The organism is Puia sp., assembly GCF_036500295.1.
In the GTDB taxonomy this organism is placed as follows: Bacteria; Bacteroidota; Bacteroidia; order Chitinophagales; family Chitinophagaceae; genus Puia.
This window is the reverse complement of the sequence record NZ_DASYCH010000072.1, coordinates 20,739-38,398: the sequence shown is the minus strand read 5'-3', so window position 1 is coordinate 38,398 and position 17,660 is coordinate 20,739. Positions and strand designations below refer to the sequence as shown.

16 protein-coding genes and 1 pseudogene are annotated in these 17,660 nt (G+C 55.0%); 9 read left to right on the top strand and 8 right to left on the bottom strand.

Features of this window, described 5'->3' with window-relative positions; translation table 11 throughout:
• Window positions 1-745: sensor histidine kinase (locus tag VGM48_RS14715; protein WP_331580375.1), on the top strand; the 745-nt coding region annotated here is incomplete at its 5' end.
• Entirely contained in the window at window positions 714-1,433 is a 720-nt protein-coding gene (locus tag VGM48_RS14710; protein ID WP_331580374.1) for a LytTR family DNA-binding domain-containing protein, read from the top strand. The genes VGM48_RS14715 and VGM48_RS14710, both read left to right, overlap by 32 nt.
• Here the strand turns inward: VGM48_RS14710 and VGM48_RS14705 are convergent.
• Together VGM48_RS14705 and VGM48_RS25610 are read right to left on the bottom strand one after the other, a co-directional pair.
• Window positions 1,430-2,446, bottom strand: a complete 1,017-nt coding sequence (locus tag VGM48_RS14705; protein ID WP_331580372.1) for an FtsX-like permease family protein — start codon at window positions 2,444-2,446, stop codon at window positions 1,430-1,432. The two genes, VGM48_RS14710 and VGM48_RS14705, sit on opposite strands and share 4 nt — an antisense overlap.
• 34 nt (window positions 2,447-2,480) lie before the next feature.
• Window positions 2,481-2,618, bottom strand: a pseudogene (locus tag VGM48_RS25610) (ABC transporter permease); the annotation flags it as partial.
• 86 nt (window positions 2,619-2,704) lie between these two features.
• Here VGM48_RS25610 and VGM48_RS14700 point away from each other — a divergent pair.
• A complete protein-coding gene (locus VGM48_RS14700) occupies window positions 2,705-2,848 on the top strand; it encodes a hypothetical protein (RefSeq protein WP_331580370.1) in 144 nt (47 codons plus the stop codon).
• Window positions 2,849-2,905: 57 nt separating this feature from the next.
• Here the strand turns inward: VGM48_RS14700 and VGM48_RS14695 are convergent, their stop codons facing one another.
• Window positions 2,906-5,254 (bottom strand): ABC transporter permease, encoded by a 2,349-nt coding sequence (locus VGM48_RS14695; RefSeq protein WP_331580368.1) that lies wholly within the window; start codon window positions 5,252-5,254, stop codon window positions 2,906-2,908.
• A 225-nt stretch (window positions 5,255-5,479) separates the two neighbouring features.
• Here VGM48_RS14695 and VGM48_RS14690 point away from each other — a divergent pair, with 225 nt between their 5' ends.
• Both VGM48_RS14690 and VGM48_RS14685 read left to right on the top strand, forming a co-directional pair.
• Complete coding sequence (locus tag VGM48_RS14690) at window positions 5,480-7,936, top strand: FtsX-like permease family protein (RefSeq protein WP_331580366.1); 2,457 nt, start codon at window positions 5,480-5,482, stop codon at window positions 7,934-7,936.
• Window positions 7,937-7,977: 41 nt separating this feature from the next.
• Window positions 7,978-8,973 carry a YncE family protein gene (locus tag VGM48_RS14685; protein ID WP_331580364.1) on the top strand — a complete coding sequence of 332 codons (996 nt, stop codon included), beginning with the start codon at window positions 7,978-7,980 and terminating at the stop codon, window positions 8,971-8,973.
• 1 nt (window position 8,974) lies between these two features.
• On the opposite strand, the gene VGM48_RS14680 is transcribed toward VGM48_RS14685, so the two are convergent.
• On the bottom strand, window positions 8,975-9,673 hold the full coding sequence (locus VGM48_RS14680) for a phosphatase PAP2 family protein (RefSeq protein WP_331580363.1): 699 nt from the start codon (window positions 9,671-9,673) through the stop codon (window positions 8,975-8,977).
• Between the two features lie 117 nt (window positions 9,674-9,790).
• A complete protein-coding gene (locus VGM48_RS14675; protein ID WP_331580361.1) occupies window positions 9,791-12,706 on the bottom strand; it encodes a glycosyl hydrolase 115 family protein in 2,916 nt (971 codons plus the stop codon).
• Window positions 12,707-12,824: 118 nt separating this feature from the next.
• Between VGM48_RS14675 and VGM48_RS14670 the strand changes: the two genes are divergently transcribed.
• On the top strand, window positions 12,825-13,238 hold the full coding sequence (locus VGM48_RS14670; protein ID WP_331580359.1) for a response regulator: 414 nt from the start codon (window positions 12,825-12,827) through the stop codon (window positions 13,236-13,238).
• Here VGM48_RS14670 and VGM48_RS14665 read toward each other — a convergent pair.
• Window positions 13,212-14,738, bottom strand: coding sequence for a PAS domain S-box protein (locus VGM48_RS14665; protein ID WP_331580357.1), 1,527 nt, complete (start codon window positions 14,736-14,738; stop codon window positions 13,212-13,214). The two genes, VGM48_RS14670 and VGM48_RS14665, sit on opposite strands and share 27 nt — an antisense overlap.
• Before the next feature lie 60 nt (window positions 14,739-14,798).
• Window positions 14,799-15,215 (bottom strand): DUF421 domain-containing protein, encoded by a 417-nt coding sequence (locus VGM48_RS14660; protein ID WP_331580355.1) that lies wholly within the window; start codon window positions 15,213-15,215, stop codon window positions 14,799-14,801.
• A gap of 75 nt (window positions 15,216-15,290) precedes the next feature.
• On the opposite strand from VGM48_RS14660, the gene VGM48_RS14655 reads away from it, so the two are divergent.
• Window positions 15,291-15,584, top strand: a complete 294-nt coding sequence (locus VGM48_RS14655) for a DUF6496 domain-containing protein (protein WP_331580353.1) — start codon at window positions 15,291-15,293, stop codon at window positions 15,582-15,584.
• 261 nt (window positions 15,585-15,845) lie between these two features.
• On the opposite strand, the gene VGM48_RS14650 is transcribed toward VGM48_RS14655, so the two are convergent.
• Window positions 15,846-16,418 carry a hypothetical protein gene (locus VGM48_RS14650; RefSeq protein ID WP_331580351.1) on the bottom strand — a complete coding sequence of 191 codons (573 nt, stop codon included), beginning with the start codon at window positions 16,416-16,418 and terminating at the stop codon, window positions 15,846-15,848.
• Between the two features lie 307 nt (window positions 16,419-16,725).
• On the opposite strand from VGM48_RS14650, the gene VGM48_RS14645 reads away from it, so the two are divergent.
• Together VGM48_RS14645 and VGM48_RS14640 are read left to right on the top strand one after the other, a co-directional pair.
• On the top strand, window positions 16,726-17,064 hold the full coding sequence (locus tag VGM48_RS14645; RefSeq protein WP_331580349.1) for a hypothetical protein: 339 nt from the start codon (window positions 16,726-16,728) through the stop codon (window positions 17,062-17,064).
• Window positions 17,065-17,201: 137 nt separating this feature from the next.
• On the top strand, window positions 17,202-17,468 hold the full coding sequence (locus tag VGM48_RS14640) for a hypothetical protein (RefSeq protein ID WP_331580347.1): 267 nt from the start codon (window positions 17,202-17,204) through the stop codon (window positions 17,466-17,468).
• Window positions 17,469-17,660 lie beyond the last annotated feature (192 nt).

Here is a 17,660-nt window from a genome sequence, read left to right as displayed (position 1 = left end):
GTATGTCTATTTTTTCCAGATCCTTTCGGTGGCCTTCGTGTTCCTGATCATCAAGGTCGTAAAGGATCAACTGCAGATCCGGCAGCGGACGCTGTTGCTGGAAAGAGAGAAGGCGGAGACCGAACTGAAACTGCTGAAAGCGCAATTGAACCCGCATTTTTTATTCAACACGCTGAATAATATCTATTCCCTTTCCCTGACGGAGCCGGCGCGGACGCCGGAGTCCATCGCCCGGCTGGCCGATATCCTCGACCACATCCTCTACCGGAGCCACGACAATTTCGTCCCGCTGTCGGCAGAGGTTACCCTTGTCAAAAATTATATCCAACTGGAGAAACTGCGCTACGACCATCGCCTCACGGTGACATTCGATTGCAAGATCGACCGGGACGTGCCGATCGCTCCCCTGCTGCTGTTATCCCTTGTGGAAAATGCGTTCAAACATGGAGCGAGCAACGATGCCGGCGCGCCCTTCATCGCGATGAGCCTGCGGGTCGCGGACCAGACCCTGGTCTTCGAGATCACCAATTCGACGGGTAACGAAATTCCTCCCGCCGATCCGGCAAGACCGCGAACGGAAGGCATCGGGTTGAGCAATTTACAACGACAGCTGGATCACCTTTATGGGAAGGCCCACCAATTCAGTGCCTACCGCGAGCGGGACCGGTTCCGTGTCCGGCTCGTCATCGATATTCAACAAGAAACGAACAGCCATGAAAAAGTTGCGGTGTCTGCTGGTAGATGACGAGCCTCTGGCTATTTCCCTGTTGGCGAAGCATATCTCGCAGGTGGAGATGCTGGAAGTCGCGGGCACCTGCGCCAACGCTCTGAAGGCGCTCGAACTGCTAAAGACCCAGCCCGTCGATCTGCTGTTCCTGGACATCCGGATGCCGTCGCTCAGCGGGATCGGGTTTTTGAAAACGCTGCGAAACCCACCACCGGTGATCATCACCACGGCCTATCGCGAATATGCGTTGGACGGTTACGATCTGGATGTCATCGATTACTTGCTGAAGCCGGTGACCTTCGACCGGTTTATAAAAGCGATCCATCGGGCCCAGTCGGCCATGGGCGTCCAACCGGCGCCGGACACCCAACCGGCCCCTGGCCCCCAACCGACCCCGGTGTTATTTCTCAAGTCGGGCTACCGTCATGTCAGGATCAGCGTCGACGAGATCCTGTACCTGGAAAGCCTGAAGGACTATATAAAGATCCACACGCCCGCCGAGACGATCATCAGCAAGATGCGGATCAGCGAGATGGAGGCGAAGCTTCCGCCCGGGCAGTTTTTGCGGATCCACCGGTCGTTTATCATCAACCTCCGGCAGCTGACTGCCTTCACGGCAAGCCAGGTGGAATTAGGCCCGACGGAACTACCCATTGGGGAAAGCTATAAGGAACTGGTCGTAAAAGCCATCCGGTCGAGGGGTTAAGAGAATCCGCGAATACCCAACCCTCCTTCCTGCCGTAGCGTTTGGGCCAGCGGAACGCGGGATGTCTGCCAGGTCTTTGCCCCGACGATCAGCAGCGCCAGGCCGATGGCAAGACCGTAGTCCTTTACCAGCAGCCAAACGAGATGGATCATTCTTGCTCCCAGCACCCGGCGGACCCCGATCTCCTTCGTCCGCTGCTCCGCCGCTGCCGCTACCAGACCAAACATGCCCTTGGCCGCGATCAGGATAGCGAGGAGGGAAAACACGGTGAAAAGCCGGCCGGTGCGTTCATCGGCGATATAGAGTTTGCTGAAGTCATCGTCGAGAAAGGAATAGACGAAGGGATGGCCATTCGCCAGGGCTTCGTAGCGGCTTCGCAGGGCCTTCAGGGTCCCCGGAATATCCTGCGTAGACAACCGCAAGGTAACGGCGTTGCCATTCCTTGCCAACCGGAACACAACCGGATCGACAGGATCACGGAGTGAGCCGGTGTTGAAGTCCTTTACGACACCGATGATCCGGAGGGCCTCAGAACCGAACGTGTAGAGACTTGATCCAAGAGGATGAGCATAGCCAAGTACGCGCGCCGCCGTCCCATTGATCAGGATACAACCCGAATCGGTGGGGAATTGCGGCGAGAAGTTGCGGCCTGCCGTCAACTTCATCCCCAGGGTCGGCAGATAGTCGGCGTCGATGGTCCAGTCCTCCAGCAGCGCCGTCGACGTCACCCTGCCGCTCCGGTCGGTAAGAAATCCCCGGAACGTCACTTTTTGATCGGGCCGGTTGCCGGAGACGGTGACGCCGCTTACCCCCGCCAGTTTCCGGGCTTGCGCAGCAAAAGTCCATGCCCCGTCACCCAGCCAACGGGTATCCTTTATCGTTACCACCTGGTCCCGGGTATAGCCAAGGTCTCTGTTTTGGATATACGACAACTGCGAATCGATAACGCCCGTGCCGATGATCAGGATCAGGGCGATTGTGATGGGACCGGGCAGGCATATCCTGCATGACACCGGTGATGGTGTAAACGGTCGTGTCGGCATCGAGTTGCAAGGTCTTTCCCAGCACGCTCGCGCTGTTGAAATATCTTTTGGCCGCCGACGCAGACAGGACTACCTTATTGGGCGCCGAGAGCGCGGTATGGGGATCGCCTTCGAGCAGCGGAAGGGTAAAGAGGGTAAACAAATCAGAGTCGGCGCCGGCGTCGCCACCGAGTGTATCGTCCCGCCATTGATCCGGAGATCGGCGGCAACGCGAAAAATACGATCGGCGTGATGATTGAACCGATCGTATCCCAGCTCGTCGGCGACGAACAAACCGATGATGCCACAGGCGGCGAGGCTGATGGCCAGACCGAAGACGGAAAGCGTTGGGAAAGGCTTTTCCCGCGTGAGGCGGCGCCAGGCGGTGCGTAAATGGTTCTTCAGCATTTTCCCGGGATGCAGAAAAGTTCCTATTCCATAACGGCTACCCTACTCGCTTCTCAGTTTCTTCGCCGGGTTCTGATTGGCGGTGCGCAACCCCTGCCAGCCTACAGTCAGCAACGCGATGACCAGGGTCAGCAGGCCGCCTGCCGCAAATACGGTCCAGTGCAGGGAAACATGATAAGTGATATTGTCCAGCCATACCTTCAAGGCCCAGGCCGCGGCGGGAACCGCCAACACAAACGCGATCAGCACCGGCCGGAGGAAATCCGCCGACAGCAGGACCAACACCTGCCGGATGCTGGCGCCAAAGACTTTGCGGATGCTCATTTCCTTTGCCCGGCGTTCCGTAACAAAGGCCGCCAGCCCGATCAGGCCTAGGCAGGAGATAAACACCGCCAGGCCGCCAAAGGTGGTCGCCAGCGTGCCGTATGCCCTGAATTCTTCGAACCGCTGTTGATACCCTTCTTTCGTAAATGAGTAATCGAATCCGTGATTGGGGTCCAGTTTATTTACGACGGCGCCGATATCGGCGATCGTCTGCCGCCAGTGGTCGTTATTGGCGATCCGCACAAAAAAGTGCCCATTTCCCGGCGCTCCCTTGTACAGGTAGATCGCCATGGGCGCAATGATCCCCGAAGGATTGTTGAACACGAAATTCTTTACGACCCCGATGATGGTGCTGCCGCCCAGCTTCTGCCCCAGCACGGGGGCGCGCAGTCCCAGCCGGGTAACGGTGGATTCATTTACGAGGCAAGCCGAGGTGTCGGTTCCATAGGCCGGGCTGAAATCGCGGCCCTCGGCCAACTGCAGGCCCGTCGTCTTTATCCAGTTGTATCCGACACTGGTGACGAGGATCGAGATCTCGTGACCCGGGACCTTCCCGGGCCAGTCCATCCCCGTTATCCCCGCGCCGAAATTCAACAGGTCGTCGCCGCCGGCCGAGACGCTTTTGACCCCCGGGTTTTTGGCCAGCTGATCGGCAAACACCGAATACTTTGCCCCCAGTTGTTTAGAAGCATGTATATCGACCAGGTTCTCCTGGTCATACCCGATCGGGCGGTTCCGAACATAATTGATCTGCTGCCAGACAACGATCGTTGCGATGATGAAGACGATGGCGACCCAGAACTGGGTCGTCACCAGCGCGCGGCGGAACAAGGCCCTTTTCGGGCCGATGGCCATCTCGCCTTTGAGCACCTTTGCAGGCAGGAACCGGCTGAGGAACAAGGCGGGGTAGCTGCCCGCGATGAATCCCGTCAGGGCTCCGATGGCGACGATACCCACCCAGATGCGCCAGTCGAGGAGATCGAACCGGATGTTCATTTGCATGTATTTGTTGAAGACCGGCAGCACGACCCGCGAGAGCAGGATCCCCACCATCAGCGAGAAAAAGGTAATAGTCATCGCCTCGCAAAAGAATTGCAGCATCACCTGTTTGCGCGAAGCGCCCATCACTTTCCGTACCCCTACCTCCAGGGCCCGCACTTCCGACCGGGCCGTTGCAATATTCATAAAATTGATACATGCGATCACCAGTACAAAGAAGCCCAATATCGCCACCAGGGCGACAAGGTAGATCTTCCCGCCGCTCTGTTTTCCATTACTGAAGCCGGAATGAAGCCGTAGCCGGGCCATCGGCATCGCAAAGGTCGACACGGTCGTGTCGTTGCTCCGGGTTTGAAGCATTTTCGTTGCCTTCCGGTCGAATGCAGTCAGGTCCGCCCCGGGCTTCAACTGCAGCCAGGTGAGGATGCGGTTGTCGTCCCATTTATGCAGCCAGCTGTTCTTGCTTTCAAATACCCCAAAAGGGCGGATATATTCGAATTGGATGCTGCTATTGGCGGGGACGTCGCGGACGATCGCCGTGACCTGTACCGGCACGGTATCCTCGATGACGATGGTTTGTCCAAGCGCTTTGGAATCCCCGAAGATCTTTTTTGCGGCGCTCTCCGTCAGGATCACGCTGTTCGGGTCTCGCAGGGCGAGGCCGGGATTGCCGGCTACGGCCGGAAACGTCATCATGTCGAAGAAGCCGGTATCGGTGTAGATGCCGTCGACAAAAACCTGTCGGTCTCCCAGTCGCGCCATGGTTCCCGTGCCGGCCACCCGAACCGCGTTCCTTACTTCCGGCAGTTCGGCACGCAATGCGCCGGCCATGGGCCCCGCGCTAGACCGGCCCGTAGATACGCCATCGGCTTGCTGCTGGTTCTTTAGCAGCAGATACAGATCGGCGATATTCCGGTGAAACCGGTCAAAACCGGCCTCGTTGACTAAAAACAGCAGGACGAGAATACTGGTCGTCAACCCAAGGGCGAGCCCACCGATGTTGATCGCGGCAGAGACCTTATTCTTTTGCATATTTCGCCAGGCGAGGAGGAAGTAGCTTTTTATCATAGCATAGAGTTGATGGTAAGACGATCGCGCCAAAGACATGCCAAACCGCCAAAAACCTGATTGTCAGTCCGACATTAAATAGCGCCGGGGGCCGTTTGCTCGTTTTTCGGACACCAGCTGTATCATTTCCGCACAATCCCGATCCCGCGGGATCCCGAATGCAATGGCGCACAAAAATTTATATTTACGGCATAGCATTGGCATCATCGATGCAAACCTCTTCTCATGCTGCTGAACAACATCACCCACGCCTGGCGCAATATCCGGCGGAACCGGCTCTATAGCGTCGTCAATGTACTGGGTCTCACCCTGGGCATCTGCGGTTGCATAGTCATCTACCTGATCGTCAGCTATGAGTTCAGTTTCGACCGTTTCCTGCCCAACCGGGATCGCATCTACCGGATCATCGGCGAAGGTACCGATGAGCATGGAGAAAAACGTTTCATCAACAGCGTCTTCGACGATGTGGCGGGCTTCGAAACGCAGGTCCCTGGCTATTCCCTGAAAACCGGCTTTCATGGATTCGGTTGGAACATCGCCGTGCCGGATGCGAAAGGCGAGCTTACTTCCTTCAAAAATAGCATCCCGAACACGTATTCCCCTACCGCCATTCTTGCCAAACCCTCCTACTTCGACATCTTTACCCACGAATGGCTGGCAGGAAATGCCCGGGTGCTCGATGAGCCCTTTCAAGTAGTATTGACCGAAAGCCGGGCCCGGATGTACTTCGGCAATCTCGCACCTGATAAGATGATCGGCCGGCAGATCATCTACGCCGACTCGATCCCGGTATCCGTAGGCGGCATTGTCAAAGACTGGACACACCACAGCGACTATGCCTTTACCGACTTTATCTCGTTTGCAACCGGTCCGCACAGTTACCTGAAACAACGCATTCCCACCGACGATTGGCAGAGCCTGGGCCCGCATCGGTCCCAGGCCTTTGTCGTACTCGATAACGGTGTTACCCCCGACCAGGTGAATGTCCGGTTTGCCGAATTCATCAAACAGAATATCCACTATAAGCACGGCTCGGTGAAAATGTTCCTCCAGCCGCTGACCGACGTCCATTTCGCGGAGACCTTTCATATCGAAGACGACGGGGACAACTGGCGGAAACCTTATCAGCCGACGCTTTACGTTCTGATGGGGGTAGCCGCCTTTATCCTGCTGCTGGCCTGTATCAATTTTATCAACCTGTCCACAGCCCAATCGATCCAGCGTGCAAAGGAGGTGGGCGTTCGGAAGGTACTGGGCAGCGGCCGTTGGAATATCACCCGGCAGTTCATCACCGAAACCCTCTTACTCACACTCGTAGCAGCATTGGCGTCCATGGCGCTGGTTCGCCCGGTGCTCCATCTCTTTAAGGACTATGTTCCGGAGGGTGTCGGCTACCAGCCGTTCAGCGCGATGAACCTGCTGTTCCTCGGGGGCATCGTACTCCTGACGACGTTCTTCGCCGGCTTTTACCCCGCCCGCGTACTTTCATCCTATATGCCGGCGATCTCCCTCAAAGGCGTTGCGCGGCAACCCAAAAGCGTGCTACGGAAGAGCCTTATAATATTCCAGTTTACCGTGTCGCTGATCTTTATCATCGGGTCCATCGTGGTAGCCAAACAGATCAACTTCATGCGAACCACGGATAAAGGCTTCAACCCCGACGCCGTGATCACGGTCGATCATTGGGGTCCTCCACCCCAGGACAAATTGAGGGTCTTCGCCCGGCAGGTACAGGGGATACCCGGGGTCGATAAGGTGATCCTCCAATCCCATCCTCCCATGGGTTTTGCCCAGATGATGTCCACGTTCTTCCGGGTTGACAAGGATACCGTTCAGACCCCGGCCACGATCGAGGTAGGTAACGAAACATTCATCCCCTTTTATGAGATCCGGCTGCTCGCCGGGCGCAATCTCCACCATGCGGACAGCGCCACGGAAATTGTCATTAACGAAACAATGTCGCGGACCCTCGGCTTTCCGCGGCCGCAGGACGCCATCGATCAACCTATATTTGTATATGGCCGCACGGACGCCAAACAACTGCCCATCGTCGGCGTGGTTGCCGACTTCCAAATGGAGTCGTTTCACAATGTGATAAAGCCCGCGGCCATCCTTACCTGGCCCGACTACATCGAAGGAATGGCTATGAGGCTCTCCCCGGCGGTGAAGACACCACAACAGGTGAAAGCCATTCTGGCGAAGACAGAGAGCAAATGGAAAGAGGTCTATCCCGGCAAACCATTCGAGTACAGCTTTTTGAACGAGTCGATCAACTGGCTGTTCGCACAAGAGCAAAATACGGCCTGGCTCACGACGGCGGCCATGTGCATCACCGTATTTATCTCCTGCATGGGACTCTTCGGCCTCGCCCTCTTCAGCGCGGAAAGCCGGATCAAAGAGATCGGCATCCGAAAGGTACTGGGCGCCGGGATAGGGCAGATCGTACTGATGCTGAACAAGGATTTTGTTATCCTCGTAGGTCTGGCCTTGCTGATCGCTTCGCCCCTGGCCTGGTTCCTGGCACATCAATGGTTACAGGAATTTGTCTATCGAACGACCATCAGTTGGTGGGTGTTTATCCTGGCGGGCCTGGGGGCCATTTCGATCGCGCTGGTTACGGTAAGCTACCAGGCATTCCGCGCCGCAAGGAGCAACCCCGTTGAAAGTCTCCGGTCGGAGTGATCCCAAATCCCTCCAGTTTCGAGGCTTAGTTTCGTCCCATTATGAAAAAAATACTTCCTTTCCTCAGCCTTTGTGTGGTCCTTGCAGGCCAACAATCTTTCGCGCAGCAATACACGTTCGAAAAAAAGATCCCCGTTCCCGGCGACGGCGGGTATGACTATATGGCCATCGACGAGGTCAACAATCATCTCTTTGTCTCCCACGGCACCGAATTCAACGTCATCGACCTGGCCACCGAGCAACCCATCGGCACGATCAGCGGCATGAAGGGCGTTCACGGGATCGCGATCGTAAACGAGGTGAATAAGGGATTTATCAGCGACGGAAAAGGCAATGCCGTGGTAGTAGTCGATCTGACTACCTTGAAAACCATCAAAACCATCGCGCTCCCCTCCACCGATGAAGATGCCATCGTCTATGATCCGGCATCGAAGAAAGTATTCGTTTTCAACGGCGACAGCAAGAACACCTGCGTCATCGATATCAACAGCCTCCAACTGGTAAAGACCATCGACCTCGGCGGCGGACCCGAATTCGCGGTTTCCAACGGCAAGGGCCTTCTATACAATAACATCGAAGACCTCAGCAGCCTGAAGGTCATCGACACCAAATCGCTTACCGTCCAGGCCACCTGGCCTCTCGCACCCTGCGGCGGCCCGACCGGCATCGCCATGGACATCGCCAACCAACGGCTGTTTACGGGTTGCCGCGGCAACAAAGGACTCAGCGTCGTGGATGCAAAAACCGGGAAGGTCATCACTACCCTGCCGATCGGCGCCGGCGTCGATGCGGTTATTTACGACCCGACCCAAAAGCTCATCTTTGTCAGCAACGGGGACGCGACGACGACCATCATCAAACAGGAATCCCCCGACAAATACTCGGTGATCCAAACACTTGCCACGCAGACCCGCGCAAAGACGATGGCCTTCGACAAAAAAACAAAGAAGATCTATCTCAGCGCGCCGCAGTTCGAAGGGAATACCCGGAAGGCCGTACCCGGATCGTTTGCGGTTCTCGTTTATAAACCTGCTTAAACTACCACTGGTATTCCGGCTTGGGCCGCAACTTCAGTTTTCGTTCGATGAACGGGTACAACCAATACGCCAGCTTCCCGGCAAGAATGCCGATGCCCGCGCCTGTCGCTACCTCACTGAACCAATGCTTATTGTTGTAGACACGCAGGAACCCCGTTCCCGTCGCCATGGCGTATCCGGCGACCCCATACCAGGGCGAGACCGCCCGGAATTCCTGTGCCATGAATTCGGCGCCGGCAAAAGCAGTCGATGTATGTCCCGACGGAAAACCATCATTTCCGGAGCCATCCGGCCGTCGGGCATTAATCCCTTTTTTCAACGAGAAAACCACCGCCCCCATGATCCCATTGGCGACGACATAGATGATCGTCCGATCCCTGAAATTATGCCGGCCATGGACCCCGGCGGCATTCAATCCGTATACGGCCAACCCCGGGCCAAATTGCAGAAAATTATCCAGGTGCAACGGCCGGTGCGGGTTGTTTGCCCATATCCGCCTTTGTATCTTCCGGTCAACCGACTTCAAGGCCTCCCACTTCAGCGCCGCAAATCCATAGGCGGTTAAAACACCGGGGACGATCACCGCCTTCGCCGGTATCCCTTTGCTAGCTGCTACCTGATACCTGCTGGTATCCCCCTGTCCTTTTGCAATGACCACCATCCACAACAGCAGCCAACAACCACCCAATCTTTTGATCATCCCCCAAAATGTATCCACAAACTGAAGGAAAACAGTAGTAATACTGTTCGATTCGGGTGATCGGGGATTTGTCCATCAGAAGTCAGCATCAGCACAACAGAATGTCGCCAATTTTTTTCAACGGCGGATGTTCCTCGTTTCGGGAAGCAGTCCGTAAAAAGCCCGTAATCCGCCTGGGGCGATGATTATCCTGTCCAGGATGAGACCCGGATCGATGAGGTAGACCTTTAGATGATGTTCGCCTTTACCGACCGGGAGTCCCTTGATGCCGCGGGAAAGGGAATTGCTGAGAACGGCTTGCTTCCATTCCTCGCTTCGGCCGAAGGTCCTGAAGTTGAGAACCGTCACCGGGCCATCGTCAAGACTGACCCCGCACCGGAGTTCAAAGTGGCGGTTCAATGGGAAGGTGGGAAGCGCGACAAGGTTTATAGTAACGACGCCCGGGTACCGCGTGCGATACGTATAACAAACGGCGGCGTGCTTCCTGATCGCCTCCGCCGACAGGTCCCCGGCCTCGTGCGGCTCGAGGGTAAAGGGAAGCGCTTCGATGGCTGCTCCCGTGGCGCCCAGGCCCGCTATTCTTTCCCAATGCTCATCACCTGCATTAGTTCTTGACTGATAATCGCCGGCATAAAGGGATAGGACCCCGTTCTTCCCGATAAACCCCTCGAAATTTTGCCCGGCGGCCGGATCGCCGCCAAGGGCATGGACCGTAAATTCCTGCGACCGGTGAGCCCCCTGTATAACAACCGATGCGCGCGCCGTCATCCCCGCCGGGAGTTTCGCCCGGTCAATGTCCACCCACACTCGCGTCTGACTTTGACCACCGACCGGCCGAAGAGAAATTCTTTCGGCAGAAACCTTTATCCAGGGCTGCGTAGCCCTGACAGCCAAACTTACCGCCACGTCCTTACATAAAAACAAATCAATAAAGTGCCTCTCCCCCGGCGCGTCAAATACCGGTAGCGCCTGTTGTTGTCCCCCGGAAGATAAGCTGTCGGCTGCCTCCTCCGGCAAAGCCCGCCACGGCTCCTGAACAGCCGCCGGCTGAAAATGCCCTTCGGGAGCCTGGAAAACGGGGAGGTTTCGGGGATGCATGGACATTATCCCGGCCCATTTGCCGCCGGCCAAACCGGAATCATAGTAGGCGGTCTGCGCGGCGATTTCCCGGTATGCGGCGGTTGACAGGGAGTCAAAATAACGGGCGCTGACCCTACCCTGCCCGGCATAGAGAAAAGCCTTGTCCCTGAAAAGAAATTTTTTATTCATCAGCGAGGCACATACGACGGGATAGTAAACTGTCTCGTAAAAAAAAGCGGCTTTGTCCCGGGCAATAGCCGGGCGAAGCGCTTTGACCCGCCGTTCCAGGCTGTCATAGGCGTCGATCCGTCGTTGTCCCTGGTCGCCATAACAGGTATGGTTATAGGCCGTCCTTTGAACCGGAGTGGTGGGCTCGGTCTGACTCCAGCCCATAAACTCGGGACGGCGCTCGAAGGCGAGCTGATAATATTTCCAGAGGATGCCGCTGATCGCTTTCGCCGGGCGGCTGCCCAGGTTGCGGCTGACCCAGGTTTCCAGGTGTTGCCTGCTGTAGGCGCTGTTCAGAAAAGGTTGGATATGATACGCCATGTCCAGGAAAAGCTGCAGGTCGTATTCGGCGGGTTTGATATCGCCCACGTTGACCACCCAAAGCGTCCGATCGTTCAGCCGATAGGCCCGGGTCATCTCCTCGCGGATCAGTGCCGGGTGAGTGGAAGACAGCCATAGGTAGTCGTGGGGTCTTCCCCAGTAGGAAATATGGTAATAAACTCCGGACCCGCCTGGACGGGCATTTTCCTTTTCATCGCTGAGGCGCTGGATATAGCCGTAGTTGTCATCCGGCCATACGAGGGTCACATCTTCCGGCACCTTAAGCCCGGCATCGTACGACTCCAAAACCTCTTTATAGGGGGTAAAGACCTGCGGCACCTTTGTGACGTCCTTGTTGACATAGGTGCGAAGCAGTTCCCGTTGATCGGCGATGATCCGTTCGAGAAGCGGAACCGTCTCCGCCGGCGTTTTTACCCCTTCGATGGCGCCGTCATGGACCCCTCTCATCCCGGTGGTATAGATGACCTTGCCGATCCGGCTGCTCTCCTCCACGCGGGACCGCCAGTAGTCATAGACCTTTTGCCGGTTGGTGAGATAGTTGAAGGGACCCATGGACCGCTCGTTCCATTCCCCTACATTGTTTCGCAGCATGGGCTCGGCGTGGGAGGACCCGACAATGATCTGGTAATCCTGCGCCGTCCGGATATTACCGGCATAGTGATAAAATGGCTTTGTGCAGGGGTGCATGGCGGGCCAGATCAGGTTGGCCTTCAGTCGCAGCAGCAGTTGGAAAACGCGGGCATAGGTCTTTGGGCCGATGTCGCCGGTCCCGGGTTCAAAGGTCTTTGCTGCCCAGGGTTGCAGTCCCCAGTCCTCATCATTGATAAAGATGCCGCGGTATTTTACCGATGGCGGCAGGGATAGCGTATCGGTAATGGTCAATGAAAGTGCGGCTTTCTTTGCGGGTGTCGCATCCGCCCACCAATACCAGGGTGTGACGCCGATCTTCTCCGAGATCGAAAAGACGCCATAGGCGGTACCCCGGAAATCACTACCGGTAATGAGTAAGGCCTTATTCACCTTTTTTATCGGCGATCGCAGCAGCTTTATTGAATAACATTCCCATTTGCCGGCAAGGCCGGCTGAATCCGCCGCGGGACCAATCGACCTGACTAATTTTGACCGGCAGGTACCGATGACGATGATATTGTCCTTAGCCAGCGACAGGTCGGTATAGACAGGCGGCAGATAACCCGTGACGGACTCGATGTCCCCGGCCAGCAGATGGGCTGCGATGGAATCGAGGGTACACTCGCTTTTGTCGTAGAAGATGGACACCCGGACATGCGGGGTCACCATGTCGAAGACAGCGGTCTTCCCCTGCGAATACCCGAGGTAAGGAATACCGATCACTATAAAACAGAAGAAAGATTGCAAGCGCATATTTCCCGGCGAAATTCTAATCTTATCGACCCCGGTAAATATACTCTTTTTATGGGGCGCGCCCGGGCTTACGCTAAGCAAATAATTTGTACCTTGTCTGCCATCTTCTTTGCATAACATGACCGAACCGGTGAACACCCATATTTTGATTGCAGACGACGATTCTGAGGACCAGGAAATGTTGATAGACGCCCTGGCCGAACAACTTCCCGCCATCCGGACCTCATCTGTATGGAACGGTCAGGAAGTTTTGTCCTACCTGGCGGATTGTGCGGACGATGCTCTCCCGGATATCATCGTCCTTGACTACAAGATGCCCATTTTCAACGGGGTCGAGGTACTCCAGCGGCTTGCCCGGGACATCAGGTATTCCGATATACCAAAGCTGGTCTGGAGCACATCCAACGAACAGAAATATATTACCCAGAGCCTGGAGAACGGTGCTGTCGTCTTCCTGACCAAACCCAACGATCAGGCCTCATTGAAGGATATTGCCCGGAAAATACTAGCTATCCGCCTCCGGCCCGAATGACTCCAGCACATTCGGTAAATAGATTGTAAACCGGGATCCTTTGCCCGGTTGGCCATCGGCCAGGATAAATCCCTTGTGGTTTTGCACCACCCGCTTGCAAATCGCCAGGCCGATGCCCGTACCGGGAAACATGTCCCTGTTATCGAGCCGTTGAAAAATATCGAAGATCTTTGCCGCCTGTTCCCGTTCGAAGCCGATCCCGTTGTCTGTAATCTCGATCTTACAATATTCCACGGGATCTTCCCCATCCGCCGCCAAACCTTCCGGTACGCCCTTGCTCCGCCCGCAACTGATACGAATAACCGGCGCCCGTTGCGGGTCACTGTACTTTAACGAATTGCCGATCAGGTTCTCAAAAAGCTGTCGCAATTGAAAGGCGATGCCCGGAAGCACAGGCATGGCGGCGATCTCGACAGTCGCCATTTTCTCATCGATCGTATCCTGGAAAGACGCTGTCGCATCGACGATCACTTCACCAAGATCGACCGGCCCAAAAGCCCCCCCCTGGGAAGATGCCCTCGAATAGCTCAACAGATCGTCGATCAATTGCTGCATCCGCGCGGCAGCCTCTGTGGAGCGCCGTAAATATTTTGCCTCTTTTTCGGTAAGCCGGCCTTCCATGGACTCGACCAGGATCGAATTGTAATATCGCAGTTTCCGCAACGGCTCCTTCATATCGTGCGCTGCCGCGTACGCGAATTGCTGCAGCTCCCGGTTCTGAAATTCCAGGTCCTGCGAATACCGTTTCAGCTTCTCTTCCGAGATCTGTCTTGCCGTGAGGTCCCGTGTCACCTTGGAAAAGCCGACGACTTCCCCCAATTCATCATGCAGCGCCGTAATGACTACACTACCCCAAAAAAGGGTTCCGTCCTTGCGTTGCCGCCATCCTTCATGGATGGCCTTGCCCTTAGCCGCCGCTTCGGCGATCAGTCTCTCGGGCAGCCGGGCATTCCGATCCTTCTCGGTATAGAAAACCCGGAAGTTTTGCCCGACAATTTCTTCTTCTTTATATCCTTTGATCTTTTCGGCACCCGTATTCCAGTTCTTGATCACCCCCTGGACATCCAGCAACAGGATCGCGTAATCCTCAATTTCGGCGATCATCTGATGATAGCGCTCTTCGCTTTGCTTCACCGACGTCTGGTCCACTAAAATATTGACCGCACCTGCCGGCGTTCCCTCCCTGGTAAAAAGAAGCTTTATATGGGGCAGGATCAGGCATTTTGTCCCATCAGGCCGTTCCAGAACCAACTCTTCGCTGACGGTTTCCTTTCCTTGCAGTATCGCCCGGGCCATCGGACTGTCATCCGCGGTAAGCAAGAGACCTTCCTTCGTATAATGCTTAAAGGCGCCCGTCCAGCGATCCTGGCCCAACACGGGCGTTCGTCCCCACAGCTTTGCGGCGGCGGTGTTATAATAGACGATGGCCCCCTCCTGATCGGTTATATAGGCGGCGGCCGGGATATATTTTACCCATTCCTGATGATCGAGTAACTCCATAAATAGTTGGTATAAGCTGATCTGTAGAAAATAATTGACAATTGCGCATGGGATTCCCCACTAGCTGATTTTCACGATGCTGATCTCACCGTTGCTTTCAAGGTACATCTCTTTCACCTCATCCAGGGAGTCGGTGTTGAGCCGAAGCCGCAGGCTCTCGAGCAGGTCCTTCTCGCTGATCTGGGCCTGATACATATTTTTCTCCAGCTGCCGGCCCCCGGCAAACAGCCGGGTCTTTTCCCCTTTGATCAGCCGGCCGACGCGATCGTTATGGTGACTAAGCCATGCTAATACCCTGTGGATCAATACAAAAACAAGGCAGGCGACCGACGTGGGGATAAAGGGAGAGGCGCCCACCACCGCCCGGCTCAGCACCGATCCCAGCATGATAACGATCACATTGTCAAAGGCCGTCCGCTCCCCAAAGGTCCTGATCCCGGCTACCCGAAGCAGGGTCAGTTCCAATAGCTCCTTCATAAGTTCTGTTTTGTTAGAGAAGGCAAATTTTGGCCCGCTTTTTTAACGGAAACGCTACGTACTAATATCTATAACATGCCAAAGTATTCAAAACGCGCCGGAACCAAGGTCGAACGCGCCATGCACGAAGAAAAACGCGGAACCCTGAAGAGCGGCCGAAGCGGGAAAAAGGTAACCAGCCGGAAGCAGGCCATCGCCATCGGGCTCTCCGAAGCCAGGAAAGAAGGCGCCAGGGTGCCGAAGAAGAAATCGGCCCCGAAAAAGAAAGCCGCTCCCAAAAAGAAGGCCGCTCCCAAAAAGAAAGCAGCTCCTAAGAAGAAAAGCGCCGCGAAAAAAACAGCCCGGAAAAAGGCCGCCAGAAAACGCTGATCATTAATACAAGCACCGGAAGGGCAACCGACCCCTGAATTTTTTGTACCTTGTAGCAAACACCCCATATGGCCAAAGCTGCAAGATCGGCTGGCAAATGATGACCTTCGCCGGAAGCTGGGGAAGGAATTACTTTCCTGCCTGAAGGGCAAATCCTGTTTTTACCTCAAAAAAGACGATCCTGTTCTCTTCGAACAGATAGAAAAAGCCCTGCGGCTTGGGGTCGAAATGTATAAAAAGAATGGGTGGATAGAATGAATACTAACTTGCTTTATCGAATACGGTCTTCCAGGAACGCTCGCCGCCCCATAAGTTTGATTTTGCATTGGCCTGAACAGAAATAGACTTGCCATCATTGCTCAACTTCCAAACCTCTGTAACGTATACAACTAATTGTTTCTGAACATTTGTATTGCCAGGAGTGGCAACCATCAGGTGTACAATTGAGTTAACAGTCATAGTTTGTCCATCAGCTGACAAGTTTACGGTAAACTTCTTTCCTCTTTCCCGGCCATAATTAATTTGGCTTTCTTTACCGTCGAAGGTCAGTTTCTCCTGACTTGCAGCCAGCGCTGCGCCAGGAGACGGGTTTGGCGTTTCTATGGTCAGAAAATCTGCCTGCTGTGCTATTTTCATTGTTTTAGAGCGCATACGATCGCCCTCTACATATGTGCAAACACTATTTCCGCCCATACTTATCGACTCTTTGGATTTCCATTCGCCAGAAAAGTTAGCGCGATGAGTGCCATTTTTTTGTTGAGCCTGTACGGCAAAATAAATCACTCCTGCTAACAGAATAATCAGGCAGGACAAAACGGTTCTTTTATTTTTCATATTCTTTTAAAGTTGCAACAAAAATACGTTGATATATTTGAGCCTGAGGAACTTAGATTGTAAATAGAAATGTAAACATTGTAAATAAAAAAGTGACACGCTGCTTCATAGCCGAAATCTTCTGTCCGGGAAAGGCTGAAGATGTTGCTTGTTTTAGCCAAAGTACAAAGAAGCGGATGGAAATGAATGACATGGGTGTTTTAACGGTGTCTTGCTCCGCCCAAAAAAAATCCATCATAACTTATGCATAACTTCTGAGATCACCCCTCCCCGCACCCGCATCTTTGTTCCATAAACCTGAACAAAGATGTTCCAATCTATCTCCTGGGCCCAATACTGGCTCGCCATCGGCATCGCCGCTATCATCTACTATGGCTTGTTGGTACTACGATACGCCTCCGCCCACGGATGGCGATGGTTAAAAGCCGATAAGGAATCCGCCGCAATCCGGTTGGCCACGTTCTATCCAGAATCCACCAAGGCCCCATCGCCCAAAGCTGCGTCGGCCGGGGCCGTATCCCCCAAAGCTGCGCCCGCCGGGGCAACGCCCGCCGAATCCGCGTCCGCCAAGGCCGCACCCGTCAAGGCAGCAGCCCTCCTCCCCCCATCCACCTCACCCGATAACGCCCTGCAGCAGCTGCTATAGTCTCACGCCCCGGCTCCCTGCCAAAGGCCAGCATCTCCTGCTCGACTATGGCGAACGCTCCGGCGACCGCCGGTTAACCCTGCGCCTCACAAGAAACGAACTCTTACACGTAAAGAAATTGGCGAATGACCCGCTTCATGAATAAAACGAGCCGCCGCCTCGCGCCGCTGCAGACCGACGAACGACTAGGGCCGGTACACATCTCCGTGTACCTGGTCCTTCTGACCTGCTCCCGGGGGAAAAATACCTGGTTTGCAATCGATCGGTCCATGTTGATGCCCGCGGCCAGGGTGAAAGGAGTAACGACCTACTATCGCGTATTGCGCGAGCTCACAGAATATGGGTATATCGAATATTTTCCTACCAGAAATTGCAAGTCGCGAAGCAGGGTGCGGCTTCCTTGATCTCCCTCATGCGGGATCCAATCGCGTTCGTCTCAAAACCGAACACTCTTTTGATCAATACCGTACACCCCCGCCGCGACGCAAAACCACAACTCACTGATTTACAAGTACGCAGCAATCTTGGCACTCCGCTGGAAAGTGTATTGGCACACCGGGGACGCCCGGCAGGCATCAAAAAACACAACCATTTAA

Bases quoted from the DNA above. Each gene is read 5' to 3' on its own strand.
- VGM48_RS14710 (WP_331580374.1), top strand. From the start codon at position 714: ATGAAAAAGTTGCGGTGTCTGCTGGTAGATGACGAGCCTCTGGCTATT.
- VGM48_RS14695 (WP_331580368.1), bottom strand. From the start codon at position 5,254: ATGATAAAAAGCTACTTCCTCCTCGCCTGGCGAAATATGCAAAAGAAT.
- VGM48_RS14690 (WP_331580366.1), top strand. From the start codon at position 5,480: ATGCTGCTGAACAACATCACCCACGCCTGGCGCAATATCCGGCGGAAC.
- VGM48_RS14685 (WP_331580364.1), top strand. From the start codon at position 7,978: ATGAAAAAAATACTTCCTTTCCTCAGCCTTTGTGTGGTCCTTGCAGGC.
- VGM48_RS14680 (WP_331580363.1), bottom strand. From the start codon at position 9,673: ATGATCAAAAGATTGGGTGGTTGTTGGCTGCTGTTGTGGATGGTGGTC.
- VGM48_RS14675 (WP_331580361.1), bottom strand. From the start codon at position 12,706: ATGCGCTTGCAATCTTTCTTCTGTTTTATAGTGATCGGTATTCCTTAC.
- VGM48_RS14670 (WP_331580359.1), top strand. From the start codon at position 12,825: ATGACCGAACCGGTGAACACCCATATTTTGATTGCAGACGACGATTCT.
- VGM48_RS14665 (WP_331580357.1), bottom strand. From the start codon at position 14,738: ATGGAGTTACTCGATCATCAGGAATGGGTAAAATATATCCCGGCCGCC.
- VGM48_RS14660 (WP_331580355.1), bottom strand. From the start codon at position 15,215: ATGAAGGAGCTATTGGAACTGACCCTGCTTCGGGTAGCCGGGATCAGG.
- VGM48_RS14655 (WP_331580353.1), top strand. From the start codon at position 15,291: ATGCCAAAGTATTCAAAACGCGCCGGAACCAAGGTCGAACGCGCCATG.
- VGM48_RS14650 (WP_331580351.1), bottom strand. From the start codon at position 16,418: ATGAAAAATAAAAGAACCGTTTTGTCCTGCCTGATTATTCTGTTAGCA.
- VGM48_RS14645 (WP_331580349.1), top strand. From the start codon at position 16,726: ATGTTCCAATCTATCTCCTGGGCCCAATACTGGCTCGCCATCGGCATC.
- VGM48_RS14640 (WP_331580347.1), top strand. From the start codon at position 17,202: ATGAATAAAACGAGCCGCCGCCTCGCGCCGCTGCAGACCGACGAACGA.